Origin of the sequence: Streptomyces sp. NPDC002886 (genome assembly GCF_042888445.1) — a bacterium.
GTDB lineage: Bacteria > Actinomycetota > Actinomycetes > Streptomycetales > Streptomycetaceae > Streptomyces.
On the sequence record NZ_JBIAPV010000001.1, the window covers coordinates 459,454 to 485,825 of the forward strand.

25 protein-coding genes are annotated in these 26,372 nt (G+C 72.2%); 15 read left to right on the forward strand and 10 right to left on the reverse strand.

What is annotated here, in order from left to right; genetic code table 11:
* Positions 1 to 48 precede the first annotated feature (48 nt).
* Positions 49 to 1,602, reverse strand: a complete 1,554-nt coding sequence (locus ACFYYB_RS02000) for a PLP-dependent aminotransferase family protein (protein WP_389432668.1) — start codon at positions 1,600 to 1,602, stop codon at positions 49 to 51.
* A 29-nt stretch (positions 1,603 to 1,631) separates the two neighbouring features.
* On the opposite strand from ACFYYB_RS02000, the gene ACFYYB_RS02005 reads away from it, so the two are divergent.
* Together ACFYYB_RS02005 and ACFYYB_RS02010 are read left to right on the forward strand one after the other, a co-directional pair.
* Positions 1,632 to 2,708, forward strand: coding sequence for a DMT family transporter (locus ACFYYB_RS02005; protein ID WP_389432670.1), 1,077 nt, complete (start codon positions 1,632 to 1,634; stop codon positions 2,706 to 2,708).
* 32 nt (positions 2,709 to 2,740) lie between these two features.
* Complete coding sequence (locus tag ACFYYB_RS02010; protein ID WP_389432671.1) at positions 2,741 to 3,691, forward strand: helix-turn-helix domain-containing protein; 951 nt, start codon at positions 2,741 to 2,743, stop codon at positions 3,689 to 3,691.
* Here the strand turns inward: ACFYYB_RS02010 and ACFYYB_RS02015 are convergent.
* Both ACFYYB_RS02015 and ACFYYB_RS02020 read right to left on the reverse strand, forming a co-directional pair.
* Positions 3,669 to 7,106: an endo-alpha-N-acetylgalactosaminidase family protein gene (locus tag ACFYYB_RS02015; RefSeq protein ID WP_389432672.1), complete on the reverse strand. Its 3,438-nt coding sequence runs from the start codon at positions 7,104 to 7,106 to the stop codon at positions 3,669 to 3,671. The genes ACFYYB_RS02010 and ACFYYB_RS02015 overlap by 23 nt on opposite strands.
* A 255-nt stretch (positions 7,107 to 7,361) precedes the next feature.
* Positions 7,362 to 7,736 carry a YbjQ family protein gene (locus ACFYYB_RS02020; protein WP_389432673.1) on the reverse strand — a complete coding sequence of 125 codons (375 nt, stop codon included), beginning with the start codon at positions 7,734 to 7,736 and terminating at the stop codon, positions 7,362 to 7,364.
* A 244-nt stretch (positions 7,737 to 7,980) separates the two neighbouring features.
* On the opposite strand from ACFYYB_RS02020, the gene ACFYYB_RS02025 reads away from it, so the two are divergent.
* The gene (locus ACFYYB_RS02025) at positions 7,981 to 8,478 is read left to right on the forward strand and encodes a hypothetical protein (RefSeq protein ID WP_389432674.1); all 498 of its coding nucleotides are present in this window, start codon (positions 7,981 to 7,983) and stop codon (positions 8,476 to 8,478) included.
* A gap of 39 nt (positions 8,479 to 8,517) precedes the next feature.
* Here ACFYYB_RS02025 and ACFYYB_RS02030 read toward each other — a convergent pair whose 3' ends face one another.
* The 5 genes from ACFYYB_RS02030 to ACFYYB_RS02050 all read right to left on the reverse strand — a co-directional run bounded on the left by ACFYYB_RS02030 (position 8,518) and on the right by ACFYYB_RS02050 (position 12,363).
* The gene (locus ACFYYB_RS02030) at positions 8,518 to 8,877 is read right to left on the reverse strand and encodes an NTP pyrophosphohydrolase (protein ID WP_389432675.1); all 360 of its coding nucleotides are present in this window, start codon (positions 8,875 to 8,877) and stop codon (positions 8,518 to 8,520) included.
* A gap of 45 nt (positions 8,878 to 8,922) precedes the next feature.
* Positions 8,923 to 9,900: an AAA family ATPase gene (locus ACFYYB_RS02035; RefSeq protein WP_389432676.1), complete on the reverse strand. Its 978-nt coding sequence runs from the start codon at positions 9,898 to 9,900 to the stop codon at positions 8,923 to 8,925.
* Positions 9,901 to 9,904: 4 nt separating this feature from the next.
* Complete coding sequence (locus ACFYYB_RS02040) at positions 9,905 to 11,119, reverse strand: RNA ligase (RefSeq protein ID WP_389432677.1); 1,215 nt, start codon at positions 11,117 to 11,119, stop codon at positions 9,905 to 9,907.
* A 72-nt stretch (positions 11,120 to 11,191) separates the two neighbouring features.
* Entirely contained in the window at positions 11,192 to 11,899 is a 708-nt protein-coding gene (locus ACFYYB_RS02045; protein WP_389432678.1) for an epimerase, read from the reverse strand.
* Positions 11,900 to 11,928: 29 nt separating this feature from the next.
* Positions 11,929 to 12,363: a VOC family protein gene (locus tag ACFYYB_RS02050; RefSeq protein WP_389432679.1), complete on the reverse strand. Its 435-nt coding sequence runs from the start codon at positions 12,361 to 12,363 to the stop codon at positions 11,929 to 11,931.
* 177 nt (positions 12,364 to 12,540) lie between these two features.
* Between ACFYYB_RS02050 and ACFYYB_RS02055 the strand changes: the two genes are divergently transcribed.
* Positions 12,541 to 13,254 (forward strand): YoaK family protein, encoded by a 714-nt coding sequence (locus tag ACFYYB_RS02055; RefSeq protein WP_389432681.1) that lies wholly within the window; start codon positions 12,541 to 12,543, stop codon positions 13,252 to 13,254.
* Positions 13,255 to 13,321: 67 nt separating this feature from the next.
* On the opposite strand, the gene ACFYYB_RS02060 is transcribed toward ACFYYB_RS02055, so the two are convergent.
* Positions 13,322 to 14,662 carry a DUF2252 domain-containing protein gene (locus ACFYYB_RS02060; protein ID WP_389432683.1) on the reverse strand — a complete coding sequence of 447 codons (1,341 nt, stop codon included), beginning with the start codon at positions 14,660 to 14,662 and terminating at the stop codon, positions 13,322 to 13,324.
* 208 nt (positions 14,663 to 14,870) lie between these two features.
* Here ACFYYB_RS02060 and ACFYYB_RS02065 point away from each other — a divergent pair, with 208 nt between their 5' ends.
* The 3 genes from ACFYYB_RS02065 to ACFYYB_RS02075 all read left to right on the forward strand — a co-directional run bounded on the left by ACFYYB_RS02065 (position 14,871) and on the right by ACFYYB_RS02075 (position 17,986).
* On the forward strand, positions 14,871 to 16,493 hold the full coding sequence (locus ACFYYB_RS02065) for an MFS transporter (protein ID WP_389432684.1): 1,623 nt from the start codon (positions 14,871 to 14,873) through the stop codon (positions 16,491 to 16,493).
* Between the two features lie 157 nt (positions 16,494 to 16,650).
* Positions 16,651 to 17,265 carry an HdeD family acid-resistance protein gene (locus ACFYYB_RS02070; RefSeq protein WP_389432686.1) on the forward strand — a complete coding sequence of 205 codons (615 nt, stop codon included), beginning with the start codon at positions 16,651 to 16,653 and terminating at the stop codon, positions 17,263 to 17,265.
* A gap of 223 nt (positions 17,266 to 17,488) precedes the next feature.
* Positions 17,489 to 17,986 carry a hypothetical protein gene (locus ACFYYB_RS02075; RefSeq protein ID WP_389432688.1) on the forward strand — a complete coding sequence of 166 codons (498 nt, stop codon included), beginning with the start codon at positions 17,489 to 17,491 and terminating at the stop codon, positions 17,984 to 17,986.
* A gap of 73 nt (positions 17,987 to 18,059) precedes the next feature.
* Here the strand turns inward: ACFYYB_RS02075 and ACFYYB_RS02080 are convergent, their stop codons facing one another.
* Complete coding sequence (locus tag ACFYYB_RS02080; protein WP_389432690.1) at positions 18,060 to 19,007, reverse strand: tellurite resistance/C4-dicarboxylate transporter family protein; 948 nt, start codon at positions 19,005 to 19,007, stop codon at positions 18,060 to 18,062.
* A 320-nt stretch (positions 19,008 to 19,327) separates the two neighbouring features.
* Between ACFYYB_RS02080 and ACFYYB_RS02085 the strand changes: the two genes are divergently transcribed.
* The 8 genes from ACFYYB_RS02085 (at position 19,328) to ACFYYB_RS02120 (ending at position 26,335) form a co-directional block, all read left to right on the forward strand.
* Positions 19,328 to 20,293 carry an urea transporter gene (locus ACFYYB_RS02085; protein ID WP_389432692.1) on the forward strand — a complete coding sequence of 322 codons (966 nt, stop codon included), beginning with the start codon at positions 19,328 to 19,330 and terminating at the stop codon, positions 20,291 to 20,293.
* A 79-nt stretch (positions 20,294 to 20,372) separates the two neighbouring features.
* Positions 20,373 to 20,678 (forward strand): urease subunit gamma, encoded by a 306-nt coding sequence (locus ACFYYB_RS02090; RefSeq protein WP_243332378.1) that lies wholly within the window; start codon positions 20,373 to 20,375, stop codon positions 20,676 to 20,678.
* Positions 20,679 to 20,681: 3 nt separating this feature from the next.
* Entirely contained in the window at positions 20,682 to 21,581 is a 900-nt protein-coding gene (locus ACFYYB_RS02095; RefSeq protein WP_389432695.1) for a sirohydrochlorin chelatase, read from the forward strand.
* Positions 21,582 to 21,604: 23 nt separating this feature from the next.
* Positions 21,605 to 22,168: an urease subunit beta gene (locus ACFYYB_RS02100; protein ID WP_389432697.1), complete on the forward strand. Its 564-nt coding sequence runs from the start codon at positions 21,605 to 21,607 to the stop codon at positions 22,166 to 22,168.
* Between the two features lie 2 nt (positions 22,169 to 22,170).
* Complete coding sequence (gene ureC / locus ACFYYB_RS02105) at positions 22,171 to 23,895, forward strand: urease subunit alpha (protein ID WP_389432699.1); 1,725 nt, start codon at positions 22,171 to 22,173, stop codon at positions 23,893 to 23,895.
* Positions 23,892 to 24,623 carry an urease accessory protein UreF gene (locus ACFYYB_RS02110; protein WP_389432701.1) on the forward strand — a complete coding sequence of 244 codons (732 nt, stop codon included), beginning with the start codon at positions 23,892 to 23,894 and terminating at the stop codon, positions 24,621 to 24,623. Before ureC ends, ACFYYB_RS02110 begins: the two co-directional genes overlap by 4 nt.
* 54 nt (positions 24,624 to 24,677) lie before the next feature.
* Positions 24,678 to 25,301, forward strand: a complete 624-nt coding sequence (gene ureG, locus ACFYYB_RS02115) for an urease accessory protein UreG (RefSeq protein ID WP_250738243.1) — start codon at positions 24,678 to 24,680, stop codon at positions 25,299 to 25,301.
* Positions 25,298 to 26,335, forward strand: coding sequence for an urease accessory protein UreD (locus ACFYYB_RS02120; RefSeq protein WP_389432704.1), 1,038 nt, complete (start codon positions 25,298 to 25,300; stop codon positions 26,333 to 26,335). Before ureG ends, ACFYYB_RS02120 begins: the two co-directional genes overlap by 4 nt.
* The last annotated feature ends 37 nt before the right edge of the window (positions 26,336 to 26,372 follow it).

Genomic DNA, 26,372 nt, shown 5'->3' on the forward strand with positions numbered 1-26,372 from the left:
CCCCGCACGGCCCCGCACGGCATCCGCACGCCCCCCGGCGCCGCCCGCTCAGGCCCGGCGTGCGCCCGCGGGCCCCGCCCCCCGGCGGCCCCGCACCCCCCGCAGGACCGCGCCGATGACGGCCACGCCCTCCTCGATCTCCCCCGCCGTGCCCGCCGCGTAGCCGAGGACCAGTCCCGGAGCCCCCGGAGTCATCCGGTGCCAGGACAGGGGATGCGCCTTGACCCCGAGGTCCAGGGCCGCCTCTGCGAGAGCGGTGTCGTCGAAGCCCGCCGGGGCCCCGGGGCCGCCCGCTCCCTCGAAGGTGACCATCAGGTGCAGCCCCGCCGCCGCCCCGTGCACCCGCGCGCCGGGCAGTTCGGCCGCGATCGCGCGGAGCATCGCGTCCCGGCGGGCCCGGTGGCGGCGGCGTACGAAGCGCAGGTGGCGCTCCAGTTCGCCCGAGGCCATCAGCCGGGCCAGCACCAGCTGGGCGAGGACGGGATTGCCGAGGTCGGCGTAGCGCTTGGCCTCGATGACGGCGTCCAGCCGGCGCGGCGGGACGAGCAGCCAGCCCAGACGCAGGGCGGGGGCGAGGAGTTTGGAGACGCTTCCGGTGTAGCAGACGGCCTCCGGGAGCAGGGCTCGCAGGGCGGGTACGGGGGCGCGGTCGTAGCGGTGTTCGGCGTCGTAGTCGTCCTCGATGACCACTCCCCCGGCAGCCGCCCAGCCGAGCAGCTCGCGACGCCGTTCCCCGTCGAGGACGACCCCGGTCGGGAACTGGTGCGCCGGTGTCAGCACCACCGCCTGGGCGGGGCCGGCCGCCAGGGCCGCGGTGTCGATGCCGCCCTCGTCCACCGGTACGGGCAGGACCCGCATGCCCCCGTGCTCCAGCTGCTGCCGCGCCCCCAGCGAACCGGGATCCTCCACGGCGACGCGCCGTACGCCCTCCGCGCGCAGCACCTGGGCCAGCAGCCCGAGCGCCTGGGCCACGCCCGCCACCACGACCACCTCGTCGGGGGCGGCCCGGATCCCGCGGTTCAGGGCGAGCCAGCCGACGATCGCCTCGCGCAGCGCGGGGGCGCCCTGCGGGTTGCCGTAGCCGAAGTCGGCGGGGGTGAGTTCGGCCAGGACCCGGCGCTCCGCCTGGAGCCAGGCCGTACGCGGGAAGGCGGTCAGGTCGGGCGCCCCCGGCGAGAGGTCGATCCGGCACGGGGCGGCGCGCAGCGCGTCGACGGGGCCGCCCCGCGGCCCCGGGGCGAACGGGCCCGCCCGATCCGGGACTCCGGGCCGGGCGGGCCGCGAGGGGGCCGGCCGCTCGGTCACCGGGGCGGCCACCACCACGGTCCCCGCGCGGCCCCGGCCGGCCACCTGGCCGGTCTCCGCCAGCCGCTGGTACGCCTCGGTGACCAGCCCCCGGGAGACCCGGAGCTCGGCCGCGAGCACGCGGCTGGCCGGGAGCCGGCTGCCGACGGCGAGCGTGCCGTCGGCGATGGCGGCACGCAGCCGGTCGGCGAGCCAGTCGGTACGGCCACCGGCGGGTGCCCGGCCGATGTCGAGCTGGAGGAAGTCCGACCCGGCTGTTTCGGACCCCTGGATGGCGCTTTCTTTGGACCTGTCCATGGATCCATTGTGGCGCCAGGCTCGAGGGTATGAGCACCTCACCTCCTCCCCGCCCTTCACACCCCTCGCACCCCTCACAGGCCACGCACCCTTCGCCCCGGCACCTGCGCGACCTCGCTCCCGGCATCGCCGGCATGGTCCTCGTCGGCAGCAGCGTCACCTTCTCCCGCTCCCTCGTGGACGCCCCGCTCTTCGGCGTGCAGGCCGTCCGGTACGCGGTGGCCGCGCTGCTCCTGTTCGGCCTGGCCCGCGTCGCCCGGGTGCCGATCAGGGCCCCGCGCGGCCGGGAGTGGCTGTGGCTGGCCGGGGTCGCCGCTACCGGGCTGGTGCTGTTCAACGTGGCCGTCGTACGGGGCGTCGCGCACGCGGAGCCGGCCGTCATCGCGGTCGCCGTGGCCTGCGCGCCGGTCCTGCTCGGGGTGATCGGTCCGCTGCTGGAGGGCCGCGGGCCCAGCCGCCGGGTGCTGCTGGCCGCTCCGGTGGTCGTCGCCGGGGCGGTGCTGGTGGAGGGAACGGGCCGGACGGACGCGGCCGGGGTCGGATGGGCCGCGCTCGCGCTGGGCTGCGAGGCGGGGTTCACCCTGCTCGCGGTACCGGTGCTGCGCCGCCACGGGGCGTGGGGGGTGTCGCTGCACGCGGTGTGGATGGGAGCGGTGATGCTGGCGGTGCTCACGGTGTGCGTGGAGGGGCCCGGCGAACTCGTCTCCGTGAGCCCGCGCCAGTGGGCCGCCGCCGGCTACCTCGCCGTGATGGTGACCGCGGTGGCCTTCCTCCTCTGGTACCGCACGGTGGCCGCGGTGGGTTCCGGCCGGGCCGGGCTGCTGACCGGGGTGGCCCCGCTCGCGGCGGCGGGCGCGGGAGCGGTCACCGGCGGCGGGGTGCCGGAGCCGGCGGTGTGGCTGGGCCTGGCCGTCGTCGTCGCCGGGCTGGCGGCCGGACTCCGGCCGGAGCGGACCCCGGGCGGGCCGGCGGGCGCACCGGCCGCGCCGGTCACGCGGCCCGCGCCCGCCCTGTCCGTCATGCCCGCCACACCGGTCACGTCCGCCCCTCCCCTCACCTCCGTCACGCGAAAGCCTCGTAACGCCCATGAGTCCACGGCCCCTTGAGGACCCCCCGCCTTGTGGATCACAATCCGCAGATGGCAACGCCTCCGTACAGCAGCTGGATGCGGTACTTCTCCCCGACCGCCAACCACCGCCGGCTCGGGCTGGTGTGCCTCGGCGTGGGGGTGCAGCAGGGCGAGCTGCCGGTGGTCGGCCCGCGCGTGCTCGACCACCACGTCGCGGTGGTGGTCTGCGCCGGCCGGGGCTGGTTCAGCCACGGCGGGCGGGCCCCGCAGCCTGTGACGGCCCCGGCGCTGCTGTGGCTCGTGCCCGGGGTGGAGCACCACTACGGCCCCGATCCGCGGACCGGCTGGGACGAGTGCTTCGTGGATTTCACCGGGCACAGCGTGGAGGCGTACACCGACCTCGGCTACCTCACCCCCGACCGGCCGCTGGTCCCGCTCAGCGGCACCGCCGGGGTGCGGCACGTGGTCGACGGGATCGTACGGGCGGCCCGGCTCGGCGGCCCCCTGCTGGAGGTGGAGGCCGCCGCGGCCGTGCACGGGCTGCTCGTGGCGCTGCGCTACGCCCGGGCCGGGGTGTCGCGGCAGGGGGACACCGTGATGGACACCCTGGCCCGGGACGCCCTGCTGCCGATCTCGGTGGCCGACCACGCCGCCCGGCTCGGGATGAGCCTCCCCGAGCTGCGCGGGGCGGTGCGGGGCAGTACCGGGGAGGGGGTCAAGGAGTACCTCCTCGGCATCCGCCTGAGCCGGGCGAAGGAGCTGCTGGCCCGCACCGACCTGCCGGTCGCCGGGGTCGCCCGGCGGGTCGGTTACGAGGACGCCGCCTACTTCAGCAGGCTGTTCAGCCGCCGGGTGGGCATGGCGCCCGTCCGGTTCCGCCAACAGCAGTCGGTGCAGCAGCAGTCGGCACGATGGCTCCTCTCCCCCAGGGAGCCTCAGCCCTCCGAACCGCGGCCCCCGGAACCCCGGCCGCCGGCCCCGGCCCCGCTCGAACCCGTCACGGCAGGTAGCCGATGGTGAGTTCCGCGACCGCCGTCCACGGATTGCCCGAAACCTCGCTGGTGGCCTTGAGCTTGACGTAGCGGGCGGTGCGCGCCGTGAAGGTCACGTCCTGCTGCGCGGTGGTGTTGGCGAAGGTGCCCGAGGCCGCCGCGGTCCCCCAGGTGACCCCGTCCGTGGACGTGAGCACCTGGTAGGCGGCGATGCGTCCGTTGCTCTGCGTCTGCCGGGGCAGGTAGTGCAGGGCGGAGACGTTGTACGAGGCCCCCAGGTCGAGGGTGATCTCGTGCGGCATCGGTGCGGTGGCCTGGTACCACTGGGTGTGCCAGATGGTGGCCGCGTCCCCGTCGAGCACGTTGGCCGCGGCGCCGTTCTCGCCGGCGGTCTCCTGGCTGTCGACGGCCTTGACGCTCATCTGCGTCTGCGGAACGAGGAGTTCGCCGCCGGTCCCGGAGCCGAGGTCGTCGACGGCGAGGTCGTCGAGGATGAAGTCGGCCTCGTTGTGGGAGCCTTCGCCGGTGACCTTCCGTACGCCGATCCAGGCGTCGGCGCCCGCGGTGAAGGTCTTGGTGAAGGTGGTGGCCGTACGGGCCTGGTTCAGGGCGGTGGCCGTCTCGGTGCTGCCGGAGCCGGTGATGAACTGGTAGTCGCCGCTGAAGCCGCTCTCGTAGCTGAAGGTGACCTTGTACGAGCGGCCGGGCGTCAGCCGCAGGGTCTGCGGGAGGGTGCGGTAGACGAGGCCCTGGCGCTCCTCGTGCGACTTCAGCGAGTTCTGCCCGCCGATCACGTCGTCGACCAGCTTCCCGCTCCAGCCCGCCTGGGTGTACGGGGCGTTGCGCTGGGCGATGTGGGTGCGCGGGTCGGTGGCGGAGCCGCCGGCGCCGCCGAAGGCGAAGGGCCCCCAGCCCGCGTCGACGTTCTCGAAGTCCTCCGTGAACCAGTGGCCGTTCAGCGGGGTGCGGGCGGAGCGGACGACCCGTACGTCGTCCAGGTAGACGGTGCCCGACCCGGAGGCCGCGGACAGCTTGAGGGTGGCCGTCGACTGTCCCGCGGGGACGTCGAAGAGCACCTTCATCCGCTGCATCTTGGTGCCGTTCTTCTCACTGCCGCCGAGGTTGTTGGTCAGCGTCGAGGAGTCGGCGTAGACGGAGGCGGCCGTGCCTCCGGCCGGGGTCACGGTGAGGGTGGCGGCGCGTCCGGCCGGGGTGGTGACCCAGACGGAGGCGGCGTAGGTGCCGGGGGTGAGCCCGGTGAGCTGCTGGGAGACGGCGGGCGCGGTGCTCGCGGCCATCGTGAGTTCGTTCTGGCCCTGGGCGTTGCGGGTGACGGCGGCGCCGGTCCCGGTGACGCTCCAGGCGTTCAGGTTGCCGGAGAAGAAGGAGGGGTCCTTCACGGGGGCGCCCTCGCCCCAGTTCGGGTCGGCCTGGGCGGGGGCGGCGCCGTTGGTGACGACGTAGGCGGTCTTCGCGGCGGCGTTGATGCTGACCTGCCCGCCGCTGACGGCCAGGTCGCCGACCAGCTGGCGGCCGGTGTCGGTCAGCTTGTACAGCTTGGGCGAGGACCAGCCGGCCGGCAGGGTCCAGGTGGTGGAGGCGGCCTTGTCGTTCCAGTGGTAGAGCTTGCCGTCGCGCGGGAGCAGGTAGGCGGAGCCGTCGAGGACGGTGCGGCCGGCCGTGGTGATCTTGCGGGTGTTCCCGCTGGTGGTGACGGTGGTGCCGTTGGCGAGGGTGACCGAATTCGCGGTCCACTTCACGATCGGGGATTCCTGGAGGTACTTGGTCGGCAGGTTGGTCCCGAAGGTGGTGTTGACGAAGGCGGTGTAGTCCCGCTTGCCCTGCCAGCCCTCGTAGGCGGTGATCTCCGCGCCGCCGAGCAGCGGGTTGGCGGCGATCCAGTCGTCCTTGGTGTGGTTGGCGATGAAGCGGGCGATGTTCGAGTTGATGCCCTTGAGGTCGCTGCCGCCGTAGTTGACGTCGGTGGCCCAGTGGTGCCAGAGGGACTGTCCGGTCATGGAGGCGGGGAACTCGGTGGCGAGCTGGAAGCCGAGGCCGCCGATCTCGCGTTCGAGCTTGCGCGAGAGGTAGCCGTCGCCGTACCAGACGTCCACGTAGAGGAAGTCCAGGCCGGGCGCGGCCGCCTTCAGGTCCTGGAACCGCTTGAGGCGCTCGCCTGACTGGCCGTCCTTGCGGGTGTCCACGTAGTACGACTGGTCGAGCCAGTCCCAGCCGAGACCGCCGGTCTGGTGCGCCGGGTCGAAGGTGGCCGAGACCGGGTACTCCTCGGTGGCGTTGACGTGGACGCCGAAGTCGGCGTTGTAGGTGTGGCCGACGGTGGTGAGGGTGTTCAGGTCGGTGGCACCGCCGAGCTTGGAGCCGATGTTCTTGTAGTCCATGTGGGCCGAGTCGTGGCCCTCGGAGGCGTACCCCTTGAGCAGGACGAACTGGCCGAGGCCGTCGGTGGCGAGGTTGACCCGCTTGGTCTCGTCGAGGGTCTCGGCGAAGGGGTGGGTGGCCGCGGAGGCGAAGTTGAAGGGGATGCGCTGCACGACCCGGTCGGCGGTCTGCTGCCAACCGGTGGGAGCGGTCCAGATGTCGCGGTAGGCGACCGCCGCGTCCTGCCAGTCCACGGTGGAGTCGGCGTTGCGGTCGGCGGTGATCGCGACGCGGACGTAGGGCAGCGGCTCGGTGTCGGTGTCGGCGGCGCCCGTGGACCGGTAGAGCCAGGATCCGCTCCACAGGCCGGCCCGGCGGTAGGTGCCCTTGTCGGTGACCTGCTTGCTGATCCGGCCGTTCTCGTTGGACGTGCCGCCGGAGGGGGCGTCGTAGTACGAGTTGGAGTCGATGGCCGCGGCCAGCTTGCCGGTGTTGGCCAGCCCGTACATCACGGTCGTCGCGGAGGCGTCCACCGGGGTGCTCGCGGTGATCGAGGTGAAGGTGTCCCCGGTGCCGGTGGTGGCGGTGTGCATCTTCGCGGTGGAGAGCGCGGCGCCCGCCTGGTTGCTGCGGACGCTGACGAGGTTGTGGTCGGGGATGGCGAAGCTGCGGACGCGCAGGGCGGCCGTGTCCTCGATCGCCGTGACCTTGAACTCCACCACCGAACCGGACACCGAGAGCCGGGACCTGATGGTCACTCCGGAGAAGGCCAGCGCGTAGTCCACGCCGGAGGCGGAGGGGGTGGAGGTGACGGTGGGGGTGTAGGTGGTTCCGTTGACGACGATCGCGCCGATGGTGTCCTCGTTGCCGTTCAGCACGTCCCCGGTGGCGGTGCGGGTGTAGCTGATGACACGGGGGAAGGCGCTGTCCACACTGACGGACAGCTCGGGCGAGGAGATCGTCACGGGGCCGGCCGCCACGGCTGGGGCGGCGGGCACGGCCACGACCAAGGTGGCCACGAGACCGGCCACCGCGGCTGCGGCCGGCCAGAGGGGGGTGCGCATCGGACCTCCGGGAGTCGGCGCTTCCTGGGCGGAAGACCGCCCACCGTGGAGGCCGGCGGTCCGCTCACTGACCTGACAGCCTGCGGACCGCGCACCGGGAGGCCCATGGACAAAGCCGCGCCCCGTCCTGGACTTCTGTGACTGGTGGGTCGGCGGGCGCACGCATCGGCCCGCTCCGAAAAGGCACGCTCGCGGCCCGCCGCACCCCCCTCCACCCCTCGGGGAGCCGGGCACGGGGCCGCGGCCGCGACGCCGTCAGCTGCTCGCCGGCACCAGGACGACGGCCGTCCCGTACGCACACACCTCGGTGCCCACGTCGGCCGCGTCCGTCACGTCGAAGCGCATCATCAGCACGGCGTTCGCACCGCGTGCCTTCGCCTGCTCGATGAGGCGTTCCATGGCCTGGTTGCGGGTCTCCACCAGGGTCTTGGTGAGGCCCTTCAGCTCGCCGCCGATCATCGACTTCAGGCCCGCGCCGATCTGACTGCCCAGGTGGCGGGAGCGCACGGTGAGGCCGAAGACCTCTCCGATGACCCGCTCGACCCGGTAGCCGGGGACGTCGTTGGTCGTCACCACCATGACACCGGTCTGCTGCGCGCCGGGGCCGCCGCCGTAATCATCGATACCCATGCATCCACTCTGGCGGCGCCGCCCGGTGGCCGCATCCGGAGGCGGGGGCCGGGGCCGGGGCTGCGGAGCGATCTCCGTGGTCTCGCGACCACACTCCTCATATTGCGCATATCGGGCGATGTCACGGTGCGTCAACGGGATGTCACGGCCCGCCGTCGCCATAGTCGTCCGTGGCAACCGTCTGGTTGCCGCCCCGTGCCGCGCGACGCGGCCGGGCAGACGCTTTTCTCGGAGGAGCCGGCTCATGCTGAAGCCCACCAGGACCATCCTCGCCCTCACCGCCGGAAGCCTGGTGCTCGGCCTGGTCGGTGCGGGCACGGCCGTCGCGGCCGATCACTCGGCGCCGCGCGGCCCGGTCCTGACCGCCTCCCCCGCCGACGACGAGGACGGCTTCGGCCGGGACGACGAGTACGGCGACCGCAAGCACGCCCGCGGCGTCGTCATCTCGCGCGGCCCGCTGACCGTCCGCAGCCGTCCGACCACCCACTCCCACAAGGTGGGCCGGCTGCACCCGCACGAGAAGGTCGCCATCGAGTGCAAGACCCGCGGCGAGCGGGTCGACGGGAACAACATCTGGTACCTGCTCAAGGAGCGGGACGAGCGTCAGCCCCGGGACGAGGACCGCAAGGGCGCGATGATGCCCAAGTCGGCGAAGTCCGCGGCCGCCAAGGACCGCGACGACAACTGGGTCGCCGCCCGCTACGTCAAGAACCTCGGCGAGGTCGAGTACTGCCGCTCGTAGTCGTCCCGCCGCCGTCCCGGCTGATCGGCAAGACACCCCCTACGCTTCCGGGCGTACGGTCCGCGGTCCCACGCACCGCGCACCGTACGCCCGTACCCGTTCCCGCAGTTCCCGGTCCGCCGTGACCACGACGCACCCGCCGCGCTCCGCGTGGGCGGCCGCCAGCTCCACGATGCGGTCGTCGCCGCTGCCCGGGGCCTCGTCCACCCGTACGCCGGGCACCGAGGCGACGCCGCGGGCCGCGCCTTCGAGGACGAGGACGATCTCCTCGCCCCCGTCGCGCAGGGCCAGCCGGTCGCGCAGCCGCTCGGCGGCGCCGCGCCGGTCGCGCCACCAGCCGTCCGGCACGGACCCGACGACGTTGGCACCGTCCACGATCAGTACGTTCGGCTCGTCCACGGCTCCAGTATGGCGAGCCGGCCGGAAGCCGCCGCGCCCGGCCTTCTAGAAGTCGCCGTAGTTGACCTGCCAGGTCGCCAGACCCATCCGGCGCCAGATGGCCACCACCCGGTCTCGGTCGTCCAGGGAGACCCGGACCGCGTACCGCGCGCGCACGTGCGCGTTGAACAGTTCCGCCTTGACGATGTCGTCGCGGCGCGTGTCGCCCGCCGCCCGCATCCACAGCTCGTCGTACGGGACCTCGTGCTCACGCAGCCAGGCCTCGGTCGGCTCCCGGTGCTCCTCGCCCCGCCCGGACAGCAGCACGATGGTGTCGCCGTCGGCCCGCCGGAAGGAGTCCAGCGCGTCGCGCACGGGGGTGTTCAGGGTGTCGAGACCGCAGCGCGAGAAGTCGTACGGATTGCGGTCGCCGGTCATCGCGAGCGTCCCGTCGATATCGCACATGACCGCCGAGGGCAGCGCCGGATCGGGGACGTACGGGGACACGTCCGGCTGGTCGTTGAGCCAGTCCGCGGTGAGCCGCCAGCCGCCCTTCTTCGCCTTCGCGTGCTTCTCCGCGAGTATCCGGATGATCTCCTCGCCGACCTGGCGTTCGCGCGCGGCGTCGCGCCGCAGGCACTCCTCCACGGGCACGTCGGTGTGGTCGTGCACCACGAAGGTGGCCCGTCCCGCGACGGCGGCCTTCAGCCGCTTGGGGATGTACGAGGTCAGGTGGGTGTTGTCGACGACCACGTCGAAACCGCCCTCGACGGCCGCGCTGACGGCCGCGTCCTGGATGTCCAGCACGGTCTGCTCGTGCTTGTACGAGCGCCCGCGCTCCGGGTCCGGCACGTCGAGCATGGCCCGCAGGTCGTCGAGGTTGACGCGGCGCATCCGGCCGCGGGACTCCGCCTGGAGGGCGCGCGCGGCGGTGGTCTTCCCGGAGGCCGGCAACCCGGTCATGATGTGGACCACCGGGAGCGCGGGGGCCGCCGGGGACGCCGCCGGGGGCGCGGGGGTCTCGGTTTCCGATACGTCGGCCACGGGTTCAGTTCTCCTCGTCGTTCGTGAAGGGGTCGGAGGCCTCGGGCCGCACCTGCCGCCAGGTGATGAGCTCGGTGGTCCTGCCGTCGAGGCGCTGGAACAGCGCGCCGCGGATCCCGCTGTCGCGGATCGTCGTCTTGGCGGCGCGCGCGAACGCGCCCCGGTCGCCCGCGAGATGGGCCAGCGAGGCGTACGCCTCGTCGATGGCGCGCTCGCGGAGCGCGGCCTCGGCCTCCAGTCGTTCGATCACCGACCGCACCCAGTGGTCGAATTCGTCCGGCACCTGCTCCAGCAGCGCGTCGAGCGGCTTGCCGCCCGACGCCTCGATGTCGGCGACGGTGCAGTGCAGGCCCTGGGCGAGCTGCTTGAGCGGCAGGCCGGCGAACCGCTGGATGCCGTGTCCGCGCCAGATGTCCCGCTCGGTCGCTCCGGTGAGCACCTTGTGGAGGCGTACGTACTCGGCGATCTTGGCCTTGGCCCGGACGCCCGAGGCGAAGCGCAGGACGTAGCCCTCCGCGTCGGTACCCGTCGAGGGAGCGCCGTCCGGCAGGGTGCTGGAACCGGTGAGTTCGAGCAGTTCGGCCAGCGGCATGGCGGGCCACACCTTGACCACGGAGCCGATGCCCTCCCAGTGGTCGGCGGCTTCGGCGAGCGGCACCTCGGCGCCGCCCGCTCCGTACGCGGCGAGCAGGACCAGGTCGCGGCGCTCCCCGTAGTCCACGACGATGCGGTTCTGCGGGTACACGATCTCGGCGAGGTAGGTGGTGCCGGGGACCAGTGCGGAGGTGTCGCGTCCGTCGAGGCGGCGCTGCGCCCAGACGGCCTGCGTGCTGGTGAAGGAACCCCTGGAGGCGGCCCGCCACTTCCCTGCGTAGTGGAACAGCACCCCGAGGCTGCCGTCGACCTTGTCGTACACCTCGAACGGCTCGTCCTGCGGCAGGGCCGGCGCGTACGGCCGTCCCGACTCGTGCTCGCCGACGTTGAAGAACTTGGGCAGCGGCAGCGCGACGACCTCGCCGGTGACGTCGTCGGCGACGAGTCCGCGACAGCGCGTGGTGACCTGGTTCCAGACCTGGTCGTACTGGGCGGTCCTGGTGTAGCTGTAGAGGGACAGCGGCAGCTCGGGGTGGGCCTTGCGGGCCACGTGTCCGGCGTCGATGGCCTCGGTCAGCGCCTGCGCGGGCATCAGGTCGTGCAGAGTCAGGCGGTCCTGGCTCATGGGGTTCCTCCCGGTTCGAGATGCCTCATTCTCGGGTGCGGGAGGCCCTGGCCGAAACCGAATATCAGCTCGTCATCGCAGGTCCTTCGCCCTGTGCGGGCCTTCGCCGCCCAGCCGGTTGATGTCTCGGGGGCGCAGGATCCGCTGGGTGTCCGCGTCACCGGGCCCGGCCGCGGCGACGGCGATCATGGCGCGGCCCAGGGCGCCGGTGGTGGTCACCAGATCGGGTGCGAAGCGCCGCAGGAACGGGAAGAGCGGCGCGGTGACGGCGTACCCGGCGCGGTAGAGCGGGGTCTTGGAGGGAATGCCGCGGTCCGGCTGCACGATCCCGGGCCGGAACATGTACGCCTCGAAGGGGAGCTTCAGCAGGTCGTTCTCGGTCTTCCCCTTGACCCGGGCCCACATGGAGCGGCCGCTCTCGGTGCTGTCGGTGCCCTCGCCGGACACGTAGGCGAAGGTCAGCCGCGGGTTGGCGGCGGCGAGGGGGCGGGCCGCGGCGAGCGTCAGGTCGTGGGTGATCCGCCAGTACTCCTCCTCCTTCATGCGGAAGGAGGAGATGCCGAGGCAGAAGAAGCACGCGTCGTACGAGGCGAGGTCCGGCCCACCGGGCAGCGACAGGTCGGTCGGATCGGCCCGGACGAGCTGGCTCAGTTTGGGGTGGGAGACGGCGAGGGGACTGCGGCCGACGGCGAGCACGCTGTCGACGGACTCGTCGCGCAGGCACTCGCGGAGCACGCCCCGGCCGATCATGCCGGTCGCGCCGAAGAGGATGACGTTCACGGGCCCAGCCTAGGCCGCCCGGGTAAGGCTCAGTGGGAGACGCACAGCTCGTTTCCCTCGGGGTCGGCGAGGGTGGTCCAGGTGGAGGGGCCCTGGTTGCCTTCGTGCAGGCGCTCGGCCCCCTTGGCGAGGAGGCGCTCGACCAGGGCCCGCGGGTCGTCCTCACCGGTGCGCACGTCGAGGTGCACGCGGTTCTTGACGGTCTTGGGCTCCTCGATGAACTGGAAGAGGATGCGGGGCGCCCGTTCGAGGCCCTCGGGGTGGCGGATCCCCTGGCCGGCCTTCCAGACGAGGACGCCCCGGTGCGTGGTGGTGTCCTCCTCGGTGGCCCGCCCGGCGGCGATCATCTCGCGGATGAACTCCTCGTTGCCGGGCTCGACTTCCCACCCGAGGGCATCGGCCCACCAGTCGGCGAGGGCGTGCGGCGTGGCGGAGTCCACCGTGACCTGGAATGTGTAAGCCATGCGGCGAGCCTACCCGCGACGCTCCACCGGCCCCCGGAAGGAAGCGCCGTGGGTCCGCCGGAACCCTGCGGGTCGCTCCTGCGCCCGTGCGCGCGGCATCGCTAGCATCACCGGGGGCGAGTCCCCTCCGCGTCCGCCGGTCGTCGGACCGGCCCGCGCGATGACCGGAGGTACTCCATGGCCTCCACCCCGCCCCGGCGACGCGGGATCCTGCACCCCCTGGCGGCGCGGCTGTTCCCGCCGGAGGCGGAGGGAGCCGAGTCTCCCCACGGGGTGCTGCCCCCTCTGCTGATCGCCCTCACCTTCGTCAGCGGTGTGGTCGACGCAGTGAGCTACCTGGGCCTCGGCCACGTCTTCGTGGCCAATATGACGGGCAACGTGGTCTTCCTCGGCTTCGCGATCGCCGGGGACCGCTCCCTGTCCGCCCCGGACTCGCTCCTCGCCGTCGGCGCGTTCCTGGCCGGAGCGGCGGCCGCCGGGCGGCTGCGGCGGACCACCGGGGCGGCCGTGATGTTCGCGCCGCTGGTGGCGGTGCAGACCGTCCTGGTGGGCGGAGCGCTCGCCCTGACCGTGCTCGGCGCGGGGCCGCCGGCCGTCATCGCCCTGCTCGCCCTCGGCATGGGCCTGCAGAACGCGGTCGTGCACCGGCTCGCCGTCCCCGATCTCACCACCACCGTCGTCACCAGGGCCCTGACCGGGCTGGCGGCCGACCGGTGGGGGCCGGGACCGCTCCGCCGCCTGGTGACGGTCGTGGCCCTGCTCCTCGGAGCCCTCGTCGGCGGATTGCTGACGCTCCGTCACGGAGCGGTGTGGGCGCTGGCCTTGGCCGTGGTCCTGCTGGCCTGCGTAGCCCTCTCGCCCCGATGGGACGGCACCGGGCGGCGGCCGTAGGGGCCGGACCCGCCGGAGCGAGCCGTCTCACCCGCAGTCGCGGACAACCGGCCATCGGAGGCTTCGGTCAGATGCCGTGGGTGGCGGTGATGGTTCCCTCGGAGACGGCCGCGGTGAGCAAGGCGTGGTCCAGGGCCGTCTGGTCCGCGTAGTGAAGTGCGAAGTCGGCCATGGCTCGGTCGAAGGTATCGGCTTTGCCGAGATACCCGGCGATGGCGATCCGGTCGCCGGAGCGTGCGTGCGCTCGGGCCAATGCCGTGCCGCACAGTTCCGCGTACTGACGGAGCATGTCCGGGGTCATGGTCTCCACGACGGCCGACCCCTTCATGTCGCGCAGTTGGCGGACGTAGAACTCTCGCCCTCTCGGCCCGGCCGTCCAGCCCAGGAAGATGTCACCGGCCGACTGCAGGAGTTTCTGTCCCGCGACCACCCGGTGACCGTGATGGCCGTGGCTGTCGGCGGGGAGATGGTCTTCCAGCACCGAACGTCCCGCTTCCTTGATCTGGAGGAAGAGCGGGTCCCGCTCGTCGCGGCCTGTCAGCAGGAGGATGAAGCAGCGGGTGCCGACGCTCCCGACGCCGACTGCCTTGCGTGCCGCTTCGACGAACCGGTAGCGGTCGAGCAGGAGGCGTCGTTCTTCGGGAAGTGTGCCGCGGTATTGGCGGAAGATCTCACCGACGGCCCGGCTCTCGCGTGAGGTGAGGGCGTCGAGCAGGGGCGGATCGTGGATGATGCGCCGGCGGCCGTCCCGGACCTCGGTGAGCTTGGCGAGTGCTTGAAGGCTGGTACGCCGCCTGGCCCGGACCAGGCTCGTCTCGACCCTGCTGCGCAGCTTGCTCTCCCGGATCAGCGGGAGTATCTCGGCCGTGTCGAACCGCTGGTACCAGACGTCGAGTTCGCCCTGTTCGGCCAGCCTGCGCATGGACAGCCGGTATGCCTGGCCGGCGGCGAGGGCGATCCGCCACGCGTGGTCGTCGCCATGGGCGTTGTCGCGGGCGGCCACGGCCGTGCTGGCGGCGAGCCGCTTGACGTCCCATTCGAAGGGGCCGGGCAGGGTTTCGTCGAAGTCGTTGAGGTCGAACAGCAGCGCCCGCTCGGGTGAGGCGAACAGTCCGAAGTTCAGCAGGTGCGCGTCGCCGCAGAGCTGGACGTTCAGGCCCGTTCCGGGTTGCGCCGCCAGGTCGGCGGCCATCACGGCGGCCGCGCCGCGCAGGAACGCGAACGGGGAGGCCGCCATCCGCCCGTACCGGATCGGCAGCAGCTCGACGACGCGGTCGGCAGCCTGCCGCTCCAGCACGTCGAGCGGGTCGGGCCGGTCCGCTGCCACCGTCCACCGCCCGTGCGAGGTCCGGGTCACCTGCCGTCTGGCTGACCTGCCACGTCGGGCCCTCTCGGCTGGACTGGTCATACCCATCTCCTTGGCCACCCCACCTCCCCAGCCTGACCTCACCGGGGCCCCGGCGCACGTCCACCACCCGGGCTGCCCAGTCAGAGCGTGTACGCCGTTCCGTTGAGCGGCGCGCCCACACCCGCGCCCGTGCTCGGCTGCCGCCAAGCAGACGACCCCTTCGGCGGGTCTGGGCCCGGCGGGATCGGGCCGCTGGGAGCGTGCTGCCATGGCATCCGAGGCAGGCACACCCGCGAAGGCGGCAGGGGCTGGGGTCGTACTGCTGACCCTCACCGCCGGCCAGTTCCTGATGGCGCTCGACAGCTCCGTCATGAACGTCTCGATCGCGACGGTGGCCGACGACGTCGGGACCACCGTGACCGGGATCCAGGGCGCCATCACGGCATACACCCTCGTGATGGCGATGTTCATGATCCCCGGCGGCAAGGTCGGCGCGCTCATCGGCCACAAGAAGGCGTTCCTGATCGGATGCGTGATCTACGGCTGCGGATCCCTGATCACCGCTCTGGCACCGAACCTGCCCGTGCTCCTGTTCGGCTGGTCGTTCCTCGAGGGCATCGGAGCCGCGCTCATCCTGCCCGCGATCGTCGCGCTGGTCGCCGGCAACTTCACCGCGGAAGGCAGGCCCGGCGCGTACGGACTGGTGGCCGCCTCCGGAGCCGTGGCGATCGCGGTCGGACCGATCATCGGGGGGTTCGCCACGACGTACTTCTCCTGGCGCTGGGTCTTCGCCGGTGAGGTCGCGATCGTGGTCGTCATCCTGGCGCTCGCCCGCCGCACCGCCGACGCACCGGTCGGCGAGCGCCGGCACATCGACCTGGTCGGCGCCGTGCTGTCCGCCCTCGGGCTGGGGGTCTTCGTCTACGGGGTGCTCCGCTCGAGCGAGTGGGGCTGGTTCCTGCCGAAGCCCGGTGCGCCCGCCTGGCTCGGGATCTCCCTGGTCGTGTGGCTCATGCTGGCGGGCCTGTTCCTGGTATGGCTCTTCCTGCGCTGGGAAGCCCGCCTCGTTGAGCGGCACCGGGAGCCACTGGTGAACCCGGCTCTGCTGCGCAACCGGCAGCTCACCGGCGGCCTGACGATGTTCTTCTTCCAGTACCTCGTACAGATGGGCGTGTTCTTCGTCGTACCGCTGTACCTGTCGGTCGCGCTCGGCCTGTCCGCGCTCATGACCGGAGCACGCATCCTGCCGCTCTCCTTGACCCTGCTGGCTGCCGCGATCCTGATCCCGCGCTTCCTCCCGGACGCTTCACCGCGGCGGGTGGTGCGACTGGGCGTCCTCGCGCTGCTCGCGGGCGCGGTCGCGCTGCTGGCCGCACTCGACACCGACGCGGGCGCGGAGATCGTCACGATCCCGCTCCTGCTGATCGGGCTCGGCATGGGGGCGCTGGCCTCGCAGCTCGGGGCGGTCACGGTGTCCGCGGTCCCGGACCAGCAGAGCGCGGAGGTCGGCGGCATCCAGAACGCCGTCACGAACCTCGGCGCCTCGATCGGCACGGCACTCGCCGGGTCGATCCTGATCGCCGCGCTCACCACCTCCTTCCTGACCAACATCGAGCAGAACCAGGCCGTCCCGGCCGAGGTCAAGAGCCGGGCGACCGTCCAACTGGAGAGCGGCGTGCCCTTCATGTCGGACGCCCAGCTCACGTCGGCACTCGACAAGGCGGGCACGAGCCCTGACGTGGCATCGGCCGCGATCGACGCGAACGCCGCGGCGAGGCTCGACGGTCTGCGCGCCGCACTCGCCGTCCTTGCTTTCACCGCGCTCCTCGCGATGTTCTTCACCCAGCGGATCCCCTCGACCCCCGCGAAGACCGCGGAACCCGACGGATGACACGTCCTTCAAGGCGGCGCCCCGGTCCCCGTTCAGGGGGGAACCCGGTGGATCGGCGGGCCGGCTCCGACCGGCCTAAAATGGGCCTGACAGGCAAGGAAGGCATGTCCGATGGCTTCGAAGGGCCTCTACGGGGCCTTCGGCCGGCCCGGGAGGCATGATGACCGCATCCGGCGCGGCACCGCAGCGCAGGCAGAACGATCCCGAGGACGTACTCAAGCAGCTCGGAGGCTCGTGGCACTGGGCACTCGGTTTCGCCCTCGCGACCTTGATCCCCGGCATCCTCGTACTCGTCTGGCCCGACGAGACGCTGCACATCCTGGCCGTCATCATCGGCCTCCAGCTCCTGGTGGCCGGCGGCTTCCGTTTCGTCACGGCGTTCTCGCACAGCGGCGACGTGGGCGGCAGCAGACTGGCGGGAATCCTGATCGCCATGCTGGCGTTCCTGGCGGGCGTCCTCGTTCTGCGCCATCCGATGCAAACGATCGGCGCACTGTCCCTGATCGTCGGAGTGTTCTGGCTCCTGACCGGCGTACTCACGGCGTACGTCGCGATCGCCGACCGCGCCCTCGTGCACCGCGGGCTCCTCTTCGGCCTGGGCGCCCTCGGCGCCGTCGCCGGGATCGTCGTGCTCTGCTTCCCGGTGGACTCCGCCGTCGCTCTGACACGGCTGCTGGGACTGTGGCTCGTCCTGCTCGGCGTCTTCGAAGTGGTGCTGGCCTTGGCCCTGCGCTCCGCAACCCGGCAGATCATGCCCACGCCTCCAGGGTGATCACCGAGGGCTGCCCACCGTGGGGAGCGCGTGCGCTCCGGCCGAAGCATTGCCGGACGCAGGTCGTTCGGTCGGCCACCGCCCCGATCGGCCTGTGCCGCGCCCCCGTTCACCCACGGCGACCGGATCAGGTCCGGTAAACTCCGCCCGTGTCAGGACGCTTGCGAAATTCTTCGGACTCCCTTCTCGGCGGTGGGCGGCCCACACCGTGACGAGCGGTGGAATGGCCGAGGCCGAAGGCCCGGTGAATCGTCCGCCGGCCTATTTCGAGCAGCCGATCTGGACCCTGCTCGGCCTCTTGGTCGTGTGCGCTGGTCCCGTGATCCTGCTCGCCGGTATCGGCGGGTACGTCCCCGACGACGACAGACTGGGTGTCGTCGTGACCGGCCTCGTCTGGACCGCACTCACCGTGGTCGTCGTGGTCCTGGCCATCGTCGGCACCGTGCGGGACCAGCGCGTGTGGCGCGACCTGGACACCGCCGGCGTGCGCGTCACGGGCACGGTCACGTCGGCACAGCGCGTGTGGTGCGGCGAGGACGACCGCTGCACCAGGGTCCGGATGCTGGTCACCGTGCCGGGCCGGCCGCCGTTCACCACGAGCCACCTCGTCGCCGGGGAGGAGATCATCGAAGTCGGGACGGGCATCCCGGTCGACGTGCACCCGACCCGCGACCTCTTCCGCCTGGCCACCGTCCCGTCCACAGGCGGGGCGTCCGGGTAGGACGCGCCCACGTCGGCGTCGTCGATCCAGAGCCGTAGCCGTAGCTGCCGCCGGGACGAACGCGCCCACCCGCTCACGTCCGCCGTCGGGCCCTCCCGTGTTCCATGAGGAACGCCACGAAGGTCAGCACCCACGCCCCGACCGCCACCCAGAGCAGCACCGTACCGAGGGGCCTCAGCCACTCCACCCCGGTCGGGACGGCCGCGGCGAGGCAGGCGGTCGCCGTCATGCCGAGCGGGAAGACGCTCGACCAGCGCCGGACGTCGTAGCGGGGGCGCGGCCGGGCCGCTTCGGCGGCGACCAGCACGACGTACCAGGCCAGGGAGAGGCCGAGGGTCACCAGGGTGACGGTGCGCAGCCCCGCGTGCACCCATCCCGTCCACAGCGGTGACGCCGTGAGCCCGGATCCGGCCAGGGCGGTGATGGAGAGCGCTCCGCCGGCCACCCAGTGGTCGCCCGCGCCCGAGACCACTTGGCGGAAGTCGAAGCGCGCGAGCGCCTCGACGTAGAGCAGGAGTCCCAGACAGAAGGCTGCCAGCGCCGCCCGGCCGAGCCAGTCGTGGCCGGTGGGGGCGGCCAGGGTGCCCGCCAGGACGGCGAGCCCCTGGGTGGCCACGCAGACGAGGAAAGCCGCACCGGGCATCCGGTAGCCCCAGTGCCGCAGTACGGCGACCAGCAGCCCCGGCCAGAGCGCGGCGGCCAGCGCCAGCAGCCCGAGGGCCAGGGACTGCCACCCGAGGAGGGAGAGCCGGTTGCCGAGCACGGCCGTGGCGGCCACGGCGGTCAGCGCCGCCGGGGTGTCGGCCTCGGCGCGGAACCGCCGGCGGTCGCCCATGAGCCGGGCGGCGAAGTCGGCTGCGAGGACGAGCCACAACGCGGCGCAGACGGCCAGCGCGCCGATCGACAGCGCGTCCCGGCCGATCAGGTGCAGCCCGGCCGAGATGATCCCGGCCGCCATGACGGCGGCGCCGGCGGCCGGCGACAGCTCGGCCCACCATCGGGCACCCGCAAGGAATCGCACCCTTCCAAGGGACACCACCACGGTGGGTCAGGCCGCCGCGGCGCGCCATCGCAGCGGGTTCGATGACCCTTCCGGGCTCGGCCGACGCCCTTTTCCCGCCATTCGATATTCAATATTCGATATTTCGATCCTATTTCCTTTCCCTATATGGATCGGGAATGACGAACACACTTACGACAACCTTGCCGCATTCTCCCGCTTGGCCCGACACGCCCATACTCAGGCGGAATTGGCCTGATTCACCGGTACTGTCGTCGTCAACGCACCGCCGATTAACGGGCCCTTCAGGGCCCTCCTTTTTTTGCACATTGGAGAAGGAAATGCAGGCCTTGGCAACGGAGCCCGCACGCCAGGCTCCCGCTCAACCCGCGAGCTTCATCCAAGAAGTCCTGCGCGGCGTCGCCCAGGTCGATTTCATGCCGAACGCGGTCACGGGCATCTTCTTCCTCGCCGCCCTCGCCGCCGCCGGCTGGCAGTACGCCCTCTACGGCCTCCTCGGCGCTGTCGTCGGGACCGCCACCGCTTACGCGTTCGGCATCGACCGCGAGATCGTCTCGGCGGGACTGCGCGGCTTCAACGGCACCCTCGTCTCGCTCGGGTTCGCCGTCTTCCTCGGGTGGGACCACCTGTCCACCCTGCTGCTCGCGATCGGCGGCAGCATCACCGTGGTGGTCGTCACCTCGGCGCTGGCCACCATCCTCGGCACCTGGAACATCCCCACGTTCACGGCGCCGTTCTGCATCATCGCGAGCGTCATGACCATCGCCGCACCGAGCTTCTCCCGGGTGTGGCACACCGGCCCCGATCTGGCGGCGCTGCCCGCGGCCGCCGCCGGAACCACCTCACTCGACTGGGGCCAGCTCTGGCGGGCCTTCTTCGCCAACGTCGGCCAGATCTTCTTCATGCCGCAGTGGTACGTCGGCCTGATCTTCCTCGCCGGCATCTTCGTGGCCAGCCGGGTCGCCGGGGTCATGGCCTGCGTCGGCAGCGTCACGGCCATCTTCGTTGCCTGGGCGATGGGTTCACCGTCGGACGCCGTCTCGCAGGGGCTCATGGGCTACAGCAGCGTGCTCGTCGCGATGGCCCTGTGCGGCGTCTTCCTCGTGCGCTCCAACTGGAGCTTCGCGTTCGCCGTACTCGGCGCCGCCGCCGCGACCGGCCTCACGGCCGCGATGACCGCCTTCTTCGACCCGTTCGGCGGCCACACCTTCACCTGGCCGTTCGTCCTGACCACGCTCGTCTTCGTCGCCGCCGTGCCCCAGATCCCCCGACTGCACCGGACCTGACGCCGTCGCGGCAACACCGGCACCCCTACGCAGCACCAGCGGTACCTGAACCACCTTGAGAGCCGAAAGTGAGTGACCGATGAATCTCGCTCCCCGTGAGATGGACAAGCTCTGGATCTACGTCGTGGCCGACCTGGCCCGCAAGCGGCGAGACCGGGGTGTCAAGCTCAACTACAGCGAGGCCTGTGCCCTGATCAGCGAGGGCATCCTCGAAGGAGCGCGCGACGGCAGGACCGTCGCCGAGTGCATGGAACTCGGCAAGCAGATCGTCTCCGCCGCCGATGTCATGAAGGGCGTACGGGAGATGCTCCCGCTGCTCCAGGTCGAGGCCGCCTTCGTGGACGGCACCAAGCTCGTCTCCTGCCACGACCCCGTCGGCGCCTGAGCGGTGGCGGCCATCGCACCCGAACGGCCCGGCCGGGCAACGGAATCGGCGGCCTCGGTCATCCTGGCCGGCGGTCACGAGGGCGGCGCCGCGGCAGGCGGCGTACACCCCGGCCGCCCGCTGTCCGAAGCGGTGCGCGCGGCGCTCGCCGCCTCGCCCGAGCCGGTGTGCGTGGTCCCGATGACCCTGGGGCGCGACCCCGGGCTGATCGCCGACTGCGCCCGCGCCCTGCGCTGGCTGAGCCGGGAGGAGGGACCCGGGCGGCTCGTGCTGGCGCCCCCCTTCGCCACCGTGGACCACCTGACCGCGTGGCTCCGTACCGCCGCCCTCAAGGCGGTGCGCGAGGCTCCCGACACCTCCGCCGTGCTGGTCACGGCACCGGTCGCGGGCCCCTTCGAGGACGCCGATCTGTTCCGGGTGGCCCGGCTGGTGCGCCAGTACGGGCACCACCGCTGGGTCGAGGTCGCCTTCGACGGGGGCGATCCCGACCTGGCGGAGGGGGCGGAGCGCTGCCGCCGGCTCGGCGCCGGCCATGTCGCCCTGGTCCGGGCCGCGTTCGTCCCGCCGGCGGAGCTCCCGGCCGGGGTCCTGGACACCGGTCCGCTGCTGTCCGACGCGGCGATCGCCCAAGTCGTACGGGCCCGCGCGCAGGAGGCGCTGCACCGGCTGGCCCACGGGCACGACGGTGTGGCCGAGGGGCTGGACGCCGAACACGGGCACGGGTACGCGCACACCCACGGCCCGGGCGGCGACCACGACCACACCCATCCGGGCCCGGACCCGGGCGCGGACCCGGACGCGCACCACACGGACGCGCACACCCACGCTCACGGCGAGAGCCACCGCCGCGCGGACGGCCGAGGTCACGGTCACGGTCACCCGCACGGCCATTCCCCCCACTGAACCGAAGGAAGGGAAGTACCACCATGTCAGGTGGCGTCTCATACCTCTACGGCGAAGGCTCCGTAGAGATCAACGCCGGCCGCCGCAAGGCCAAGGTCACCGTGTCGAACACCGGCGACCGCGCGGTCCAGGTCGGCTCGCACTACCACTTCTTCGAGGTCAACCGAGCCCTCGACTTCGACCGCAACGCCGCCTACGGCATGCACCTCGACCTCCCCGCGGGCACCGGCGTCCGCTTCGAGCCGGGCGACACCCGCGAGGTCGAACTCACCGCGTACAGCGGCCACGGCCGGCTGATCGGTTTCAGCTCCCTGACCAACGGCGGTCTCGGCTCCACCGACACCCGCGTCCGCGCGATGAACCGGGCCGTCGAGCTCGGATTCCTGGGGGCCCGGGCGGAGTCGGCCCAGCAGGCCGCGGACGCCCAGGCCGCCTCGCCGGCCCTGCAGGTCGCGAAGGTCACGAAGGCCGCGGCGAAGCCGGCCTCGAAGACCGCGGCCAAGCCCGCGGCGAAGCCCGCCGCCAAGGCACCCGCCAAGACCGCGGCCGCCAAGAAGGCCAAGACCTCCAAGAAGGGCGACAAGTAGCGATGGCTGTCCTGAGCCGCAAGCAGTACACCGACCTGTTCGGGCCGACCGTCGGCGACCGCTTCCACCTGGCGGACACCAACCTGGTCATCGAGGTCGAGAAGGACCACAACGAGGGCCACTACGGCGACGAGGCCGTCTACGGCGGCGGCAAGGGCATCCGCGACGGCATGGCGCAGGACCCGCAGGCCACCAACCTGCAGGGGGCCCTGGACCTGGTCATCACCAACGTCGTCGTCATGGACGCGATCCTCGGCGTCGTCAAGGGCGACCTGGGCATCAAGGACGGGTTCATCGCGGGTCTCGGCAAGTCCGGCAACCCGCACACCCAGTCCGGCGTCCACCCCAAGCTGGTCATCGGCCCGGGCACCGAGGTCATCTCCGGCGAGCACATGATCGCCACGGCGGGCGGCATCGACAGCCACATCCACTTCATCGCCCCGCAGCAGGCCGAGCACGGCCTGTCCAACGGCATCACCACCCTCATCGGCGGCGGCACCGGCCCCTCCGACGGCACCAACGGCACCACCTGCACCCCGGGTCCGTGGAACATCGGCCGCATGTACCAGGCGTCCGAGGACCTGCCGGTCAACGTCGGCCTGCTGGGCAAGGGCAACGGCTCGCTGCCGGAAGCGCTGATCGAGCAGGTCGAGGCCGGCGTCTGCGGCCTGAAGGTCCACGAGGACTGGGGCACCACCCCGGCCGCGCTGAGCCGGGCCCTCGACGTGGCCGACGCCTACGACGTCCAGGTCGCGGTGCACACGGACACCCTGAACGAGTCCGGCTTCTTCGAGGACACCCGCTCGGCCATCGACGGGCGCACCATCCATACCTTCCACACCGAGGGCGCGGGCGGCGGCCACGCCCCCGACATCATGCGGGTGGCCGGCGAGCCCAACGTCCTGCCGTCCTCCACGAACCCGACCCTGCCGTACACGGTGAACTCGGTCGACGAGCTCCTCGACATGGTGATGGTCTGTCACCACCTGTCGCACGACATCCCGGAGGACGTCTCCTTCGCGGACTCGCGCGTGCGCGCCGAGACGATCGCCGCCGAGACCGTGCTGCACGACGAGGGGGTCATCTCGATCTTCTCCTCCGACTCCCAGGCCATGGGCCGCATCGGCGAGTCCTGGACCCGCGCCTTCCAGACCGCGCACCACTGCAAGGACCAGCGCGGCAAGCTCGACGGCGACACCGAGCGCAACGACAACTTCCGCGCCCTGCGCTACCTCGCCAAGATCACGATCAACCCGGCGATCGCCACGGGCACCGCCGAGCACATCGGCTCCCTGGAGACCGGCAAGCTCGCCGACATCGTGCTGTGGCCGATCGGCTCCTTCGCCGCCAAGCCGAAGATGGTCATCAAGGGCGGACTGATCAACTGGGCCCTGATGGGCGACCCGAACGCCTCGCTGCCGACCCCGCAACCGGTCTACTACCGGCCGATGTTCGGCGCGTACGGCAAGGCCAAGCAGGCCACCCGGGTGTCCTTCATGTCGCAGGCCGCGATCGAACTCGGCGTGCCGGAGAAGCTGGGCCTGGACAGCAGGGTCCTGCCGGTGCGGCACTGCCGCACCGTCGGCAAGCAGCACATGGTCCGCAACGACGCCCTCCCGGTCATCACCGTGGACCCGGAGACCTACAAGGTCACCCTCGACGGGGTGCCGGCCACCATCGAGCCGGCCCGCGAACTGCCCCTGAACCACCTGTTCTACCTGGCATGAGCGCTGCCGCCGACTCCGCCGTGGCCGGCCCCGCGGCCGGGACGCCGGTGCGGGCCCTGCTGGTCAGCCTCCAGCTCACCGACTCGGCCTTCCCCAGCGGCTTCTACACCCTCTCCCACGGCCTGGAGGGCTACGCCCAGGCCAAGGCCGTGACCCCGGAGGGCGTACCGGGGCTGCTGGCCGACCTGCTGCGGCATGCGGTGGGGCCCTCCGACGCCACCGCGCTGGCGCTGGCCCACCGGGCCGCGCTGGCCGGTGACTGGGAGGCCCTGGCCGAGACCGACCAACGGCTGAACGCGGCCAAGCTGAACGAGGGGCTGCGCCGCGCCGCCACCCGTACCGGCCGCCAGCTGCTGGACATGGCCCGCGAGTGCGTCGGCGGGGAGCCCCTGGAGCGGTACGCGGAGCTCGTGGCCGCCAAGCGGGCCCCCGGCTCGCAGGCCGTGGCCGCCGGGGTCGCGTACGCGGCCGCCGGCGTCCCGGCCGAACAGGCCGTCGTGAGCGATCTGTTCGCCTACGCGGCCAGCTTCACCGGGGCCGCGCTGCGGCTGCGGCTCACGGACCACCGCAAGGCGCAGGTGGTGCTGCGCGGGATCGCACCCGTCATCGAGGAGGTGACGGGGGCGGCGCTGCACCGTGAACTCGCCGATCTCGGCGGGTGCGTTCCGATGGCCGACATCATGTCGGGCCGTCATGAACGGGCAGAGGCAAGGCTGTTCGCCACCTAGTTCGCTGCCCCCTTCCTTTCATCAAGCTGTCTTTACTTGAGGTGTGTGACTTTGATGACCGAGGACAACGTTCTGCGCGTCGGTGTCGGCGGCCCCGTCGGCTCCGGCAAGACGGCGCTGATCGAGGCGCTGGTGCCCGTGCTCATCGCGCGCGGCCACCGGCCCGCCGTGATCACGAACGACATCTACACCCAGGAGGACGCCCGCCAGGTCCGCCGCACCCTGGCCGGGGTGCTCGACCCCGAGCGCGTCGTGGGCGTGGAGACCGGTGCGTGCCCGCACACAGCGGTGCGCGACGACCCGACGATGAACCTGGCGGCGGGCGCGGAGATGCTGGAGCGGTTCCCCGATGTCGACACCCTGCTCTACGAGTCGGGCGGCGACAACCTCACCCTCACGTTCAGCCCGGTCCTGGTCGACCTCTTCCTCTTCGTCCTGGACACTGCCGAGGGCGAGAAGATGCCCCGCAAGCGCGGTCCGGGCATCACCGAGTCCGACCTGCTGGTGATCAACAAGATCGACATCGCCCAGTACGTCCGCTGCGACATCGGCGTCATGGAGTCCGACGCGCACCGCGTGCGCGAGGGCCGCCCCGTGGTCCTGACCAACTGCCTGACCGGGCAGGGCCTGGAGGACGTGGCCACCTTCATCGAGTCCTTCCGCCGGGTACCGGCGTGAGCGTGGTGGCGGACCCGGTGGCGGACCCGCCCCACACTCCGCCCCACGCTCCACCCCGCGGCCTCCTGCCGCCGGCGCGCCTGGAGCCCGCGCACTACGAACCGCCACGCGTCCCCCTGGAGGTGCTGCGGCACTCCTCGGTGCCCGACACCCTCGGTGTCGGGCGCCCCGGCAAGGTCGGCCTGCTGGAGCTGGCCTTCGAGCGGGTCGGTGACCGCACCGAGCTGGTGCGGCACTACCAGAAGTCCCCGCTCCAGATCATGCGCCCGCTCTACTTCGACCCGTACCGCCCTGATCTGCCCATCACCTTCCTGATGTCCACGGGCGGCGGGGTCATCCAGGCCGACCGGCTGCGCACCGACCTGTCCTTCGGCCCCGGCACCTCGGCGCACGTCACCACCCAGGCGGCCACCAAGGTCTACCGGATGGAGCACGACTACGCCGTCGCCCAGACCCTCCTGACCGCCGGCCCGGACGCGTACGTGGAGTACCTGCCGGACCCGGTCATCCCCTACGTCGATTCCCGCTTCTACCAGCGCACGGTGATCACCGCCGACCCCACGGCCACCGTCCTGGTGAGCGAGACCGTCCTGTCCGGCCGGCTCGCGCGCGGGGAGCGCAACGCCTACCAGGTCTTCGCCTCCGACTTCGAACTGCGGCGGCCGGGAGGCGAGTTGGTCGCATTGGACACCGTGCGACTGGAGCCGGGCGGGGCCGCGGGGGCCGCCGGCCGCTCCGGCTCCGGCTCCGGCTCCGTCGACGGGCCCGCCGTACTCGCCGGCCATTCGGTGATGGCCTGCTTCTTCGCGGTCAGCCCGCTCGCCCCCGCCCGCGAACTCGCCGACCTGCTGCACGCGACCCTGGCCGGCCGCGGGCTCGCGTACGGGGTCAGCGTGCTGCCGCAGGACTGCGGGGCCTGGGTGCGGCTGCTCGGGGAGCACACCGAGGCCGTGACCCGGGCGCTCGGTGCCGTCTGGGACGCGGTGCGGCGCAGGCTGATCGGCGTACCCGCCCCGGACCTGCGCAAGACCTGAACTCCGCACTCCCTCACGCCCGTTCACGACCAGAGAG

Coding starts and splice junctions, on each gene's coding strand:
- ACFYYB_RS02000 (WP_389432668.1), bottom strand. CDS start 1,602: ATGGACAGGTCCAAAGAAAGCGCCATCCAGGGGTCCGAAACAGCCGGG.
- ACFYYB_RS02005 (WP_389432670.1), top strand. CDS start 1,632: ATGAGCACCTCACCTCCTCCCCGCCCTTCACACCCCTCGCACCCCTCA.
- ACFYYB_RS02010 (WP_389432671.1), top strand. CDS start 2,741: ATGGCAACGCCTCCGTACAGCAGCTGGATGCGGTACTTCTCCCCGACC.
- ACFYYB_RS02015 (WP_389432672.1), bottom strand. CDS start 7,106: ATGCGCACCCCCCTCTGGCCGGCCGCAGCCGCGGTGGCCGGTCTCGTG.
- ACFYYB_RS02020 (WP_389432673.1), bottom strand. CDS start 7,736: ATGGGTATCGATGATTACGGCGGCGGCCCCGGCGCGCAGCAGACCGGT.
- ACFYYB_RS02025 (WP_389432674.1), top strand. CDS start 7,981: ATGCTGAAGCCCACCAGGACCATCCTCGCCCTCACCGCCGGAAGCCTG.
- ACFYYB_RS02040 (WP_389432677.1), bottom strand. CDS start 11,119: ATGAGCCAGGACCGCCTGACTCTGCACGACCTGATGCCCGCGCAGGCG.
- ACFYYB_RS02050 (WP_389432679.1), bottom strand. CDS start 12,363: ATGGCTTACACATTCCAGGTCACGGTGGACTCCGCCACGCCGCACGCC.
- ACFYYB_RS02055 (WP_389432681.1), top strand. CDS start 12,541: ATGGCCTCCACCCCGCCCCGGCGACGCGGGATCCTGCACCCCCTGGCG.
- ACFYYB_RS02060 (WP_389432683.1), bottom strand. CDS start 14,662: ATGACCAGTCCAGCCGAGAGGGCCCGACGTGGCAGGTCAGCCAGACGG.
- ACFYYB_RS02065 (WP_389432684.1), top strand. CDS start 14,871: ATGGCATCCGAGGCAGGCACACCCGCGAAGGCGGCAGGGGCTGGGGTC.
- ACFYYB_RS02070 (WP_389432686.1), top strand. CDS start 16,651: ATGATGACCGCATCCGGCGCGGCACCGCAGCGCAGGCAGAACGATCCC.
- ACFYYB_RS02075 (WP_389432688.1), top strand. CDS start 17,489: ATGGCCGAGGCCGAAGGCCCGGTGAATCGTCCGCCGGCCTATTTCGAG.
- ACFYYB_RS02085 (WP_389432692.1), top strand. CDS start 19,328: ATGCAGGCCTTGGCAACGGAGCCCGCACGCCAGGCTCCCGCTCAACCC.
- ACFYYB_RS02090 (WP_243332378.1), top strand. CDS start 20,373: ATGAATCTCGCTCCCCGTGAGATGGACAAGCTCTGGATCTACGTCGTG.
- ACFYYB_RS02100 (WP_389432697.1), top strand. CDS start 21,605: ATGTCAGGTGGCGTCTCATACCTCTACGGCGAAGGCTCCGTAGAGATC.
- ureC (WP_389432699.1), top strand. CDS start 22,171: ATGGCTGTCCTGAGCCGCAAGCAGTACACCGACCTGTTCGGGCCGACC.
- ACFYYB_RS02110 (WP_389432701.1), top strand. CDS start 23,892: ATGAGCGCTGCCGCCGACTCCGCCGTGGCCGGCCCCGCGGCCGGGACG.
- ureG (WP_250738243.1), top strand. CDS start 24,678: ATGACCGAGGACAACGTTCTGCGCGTCGGTGTCGGCGGCCCCGTCGGC.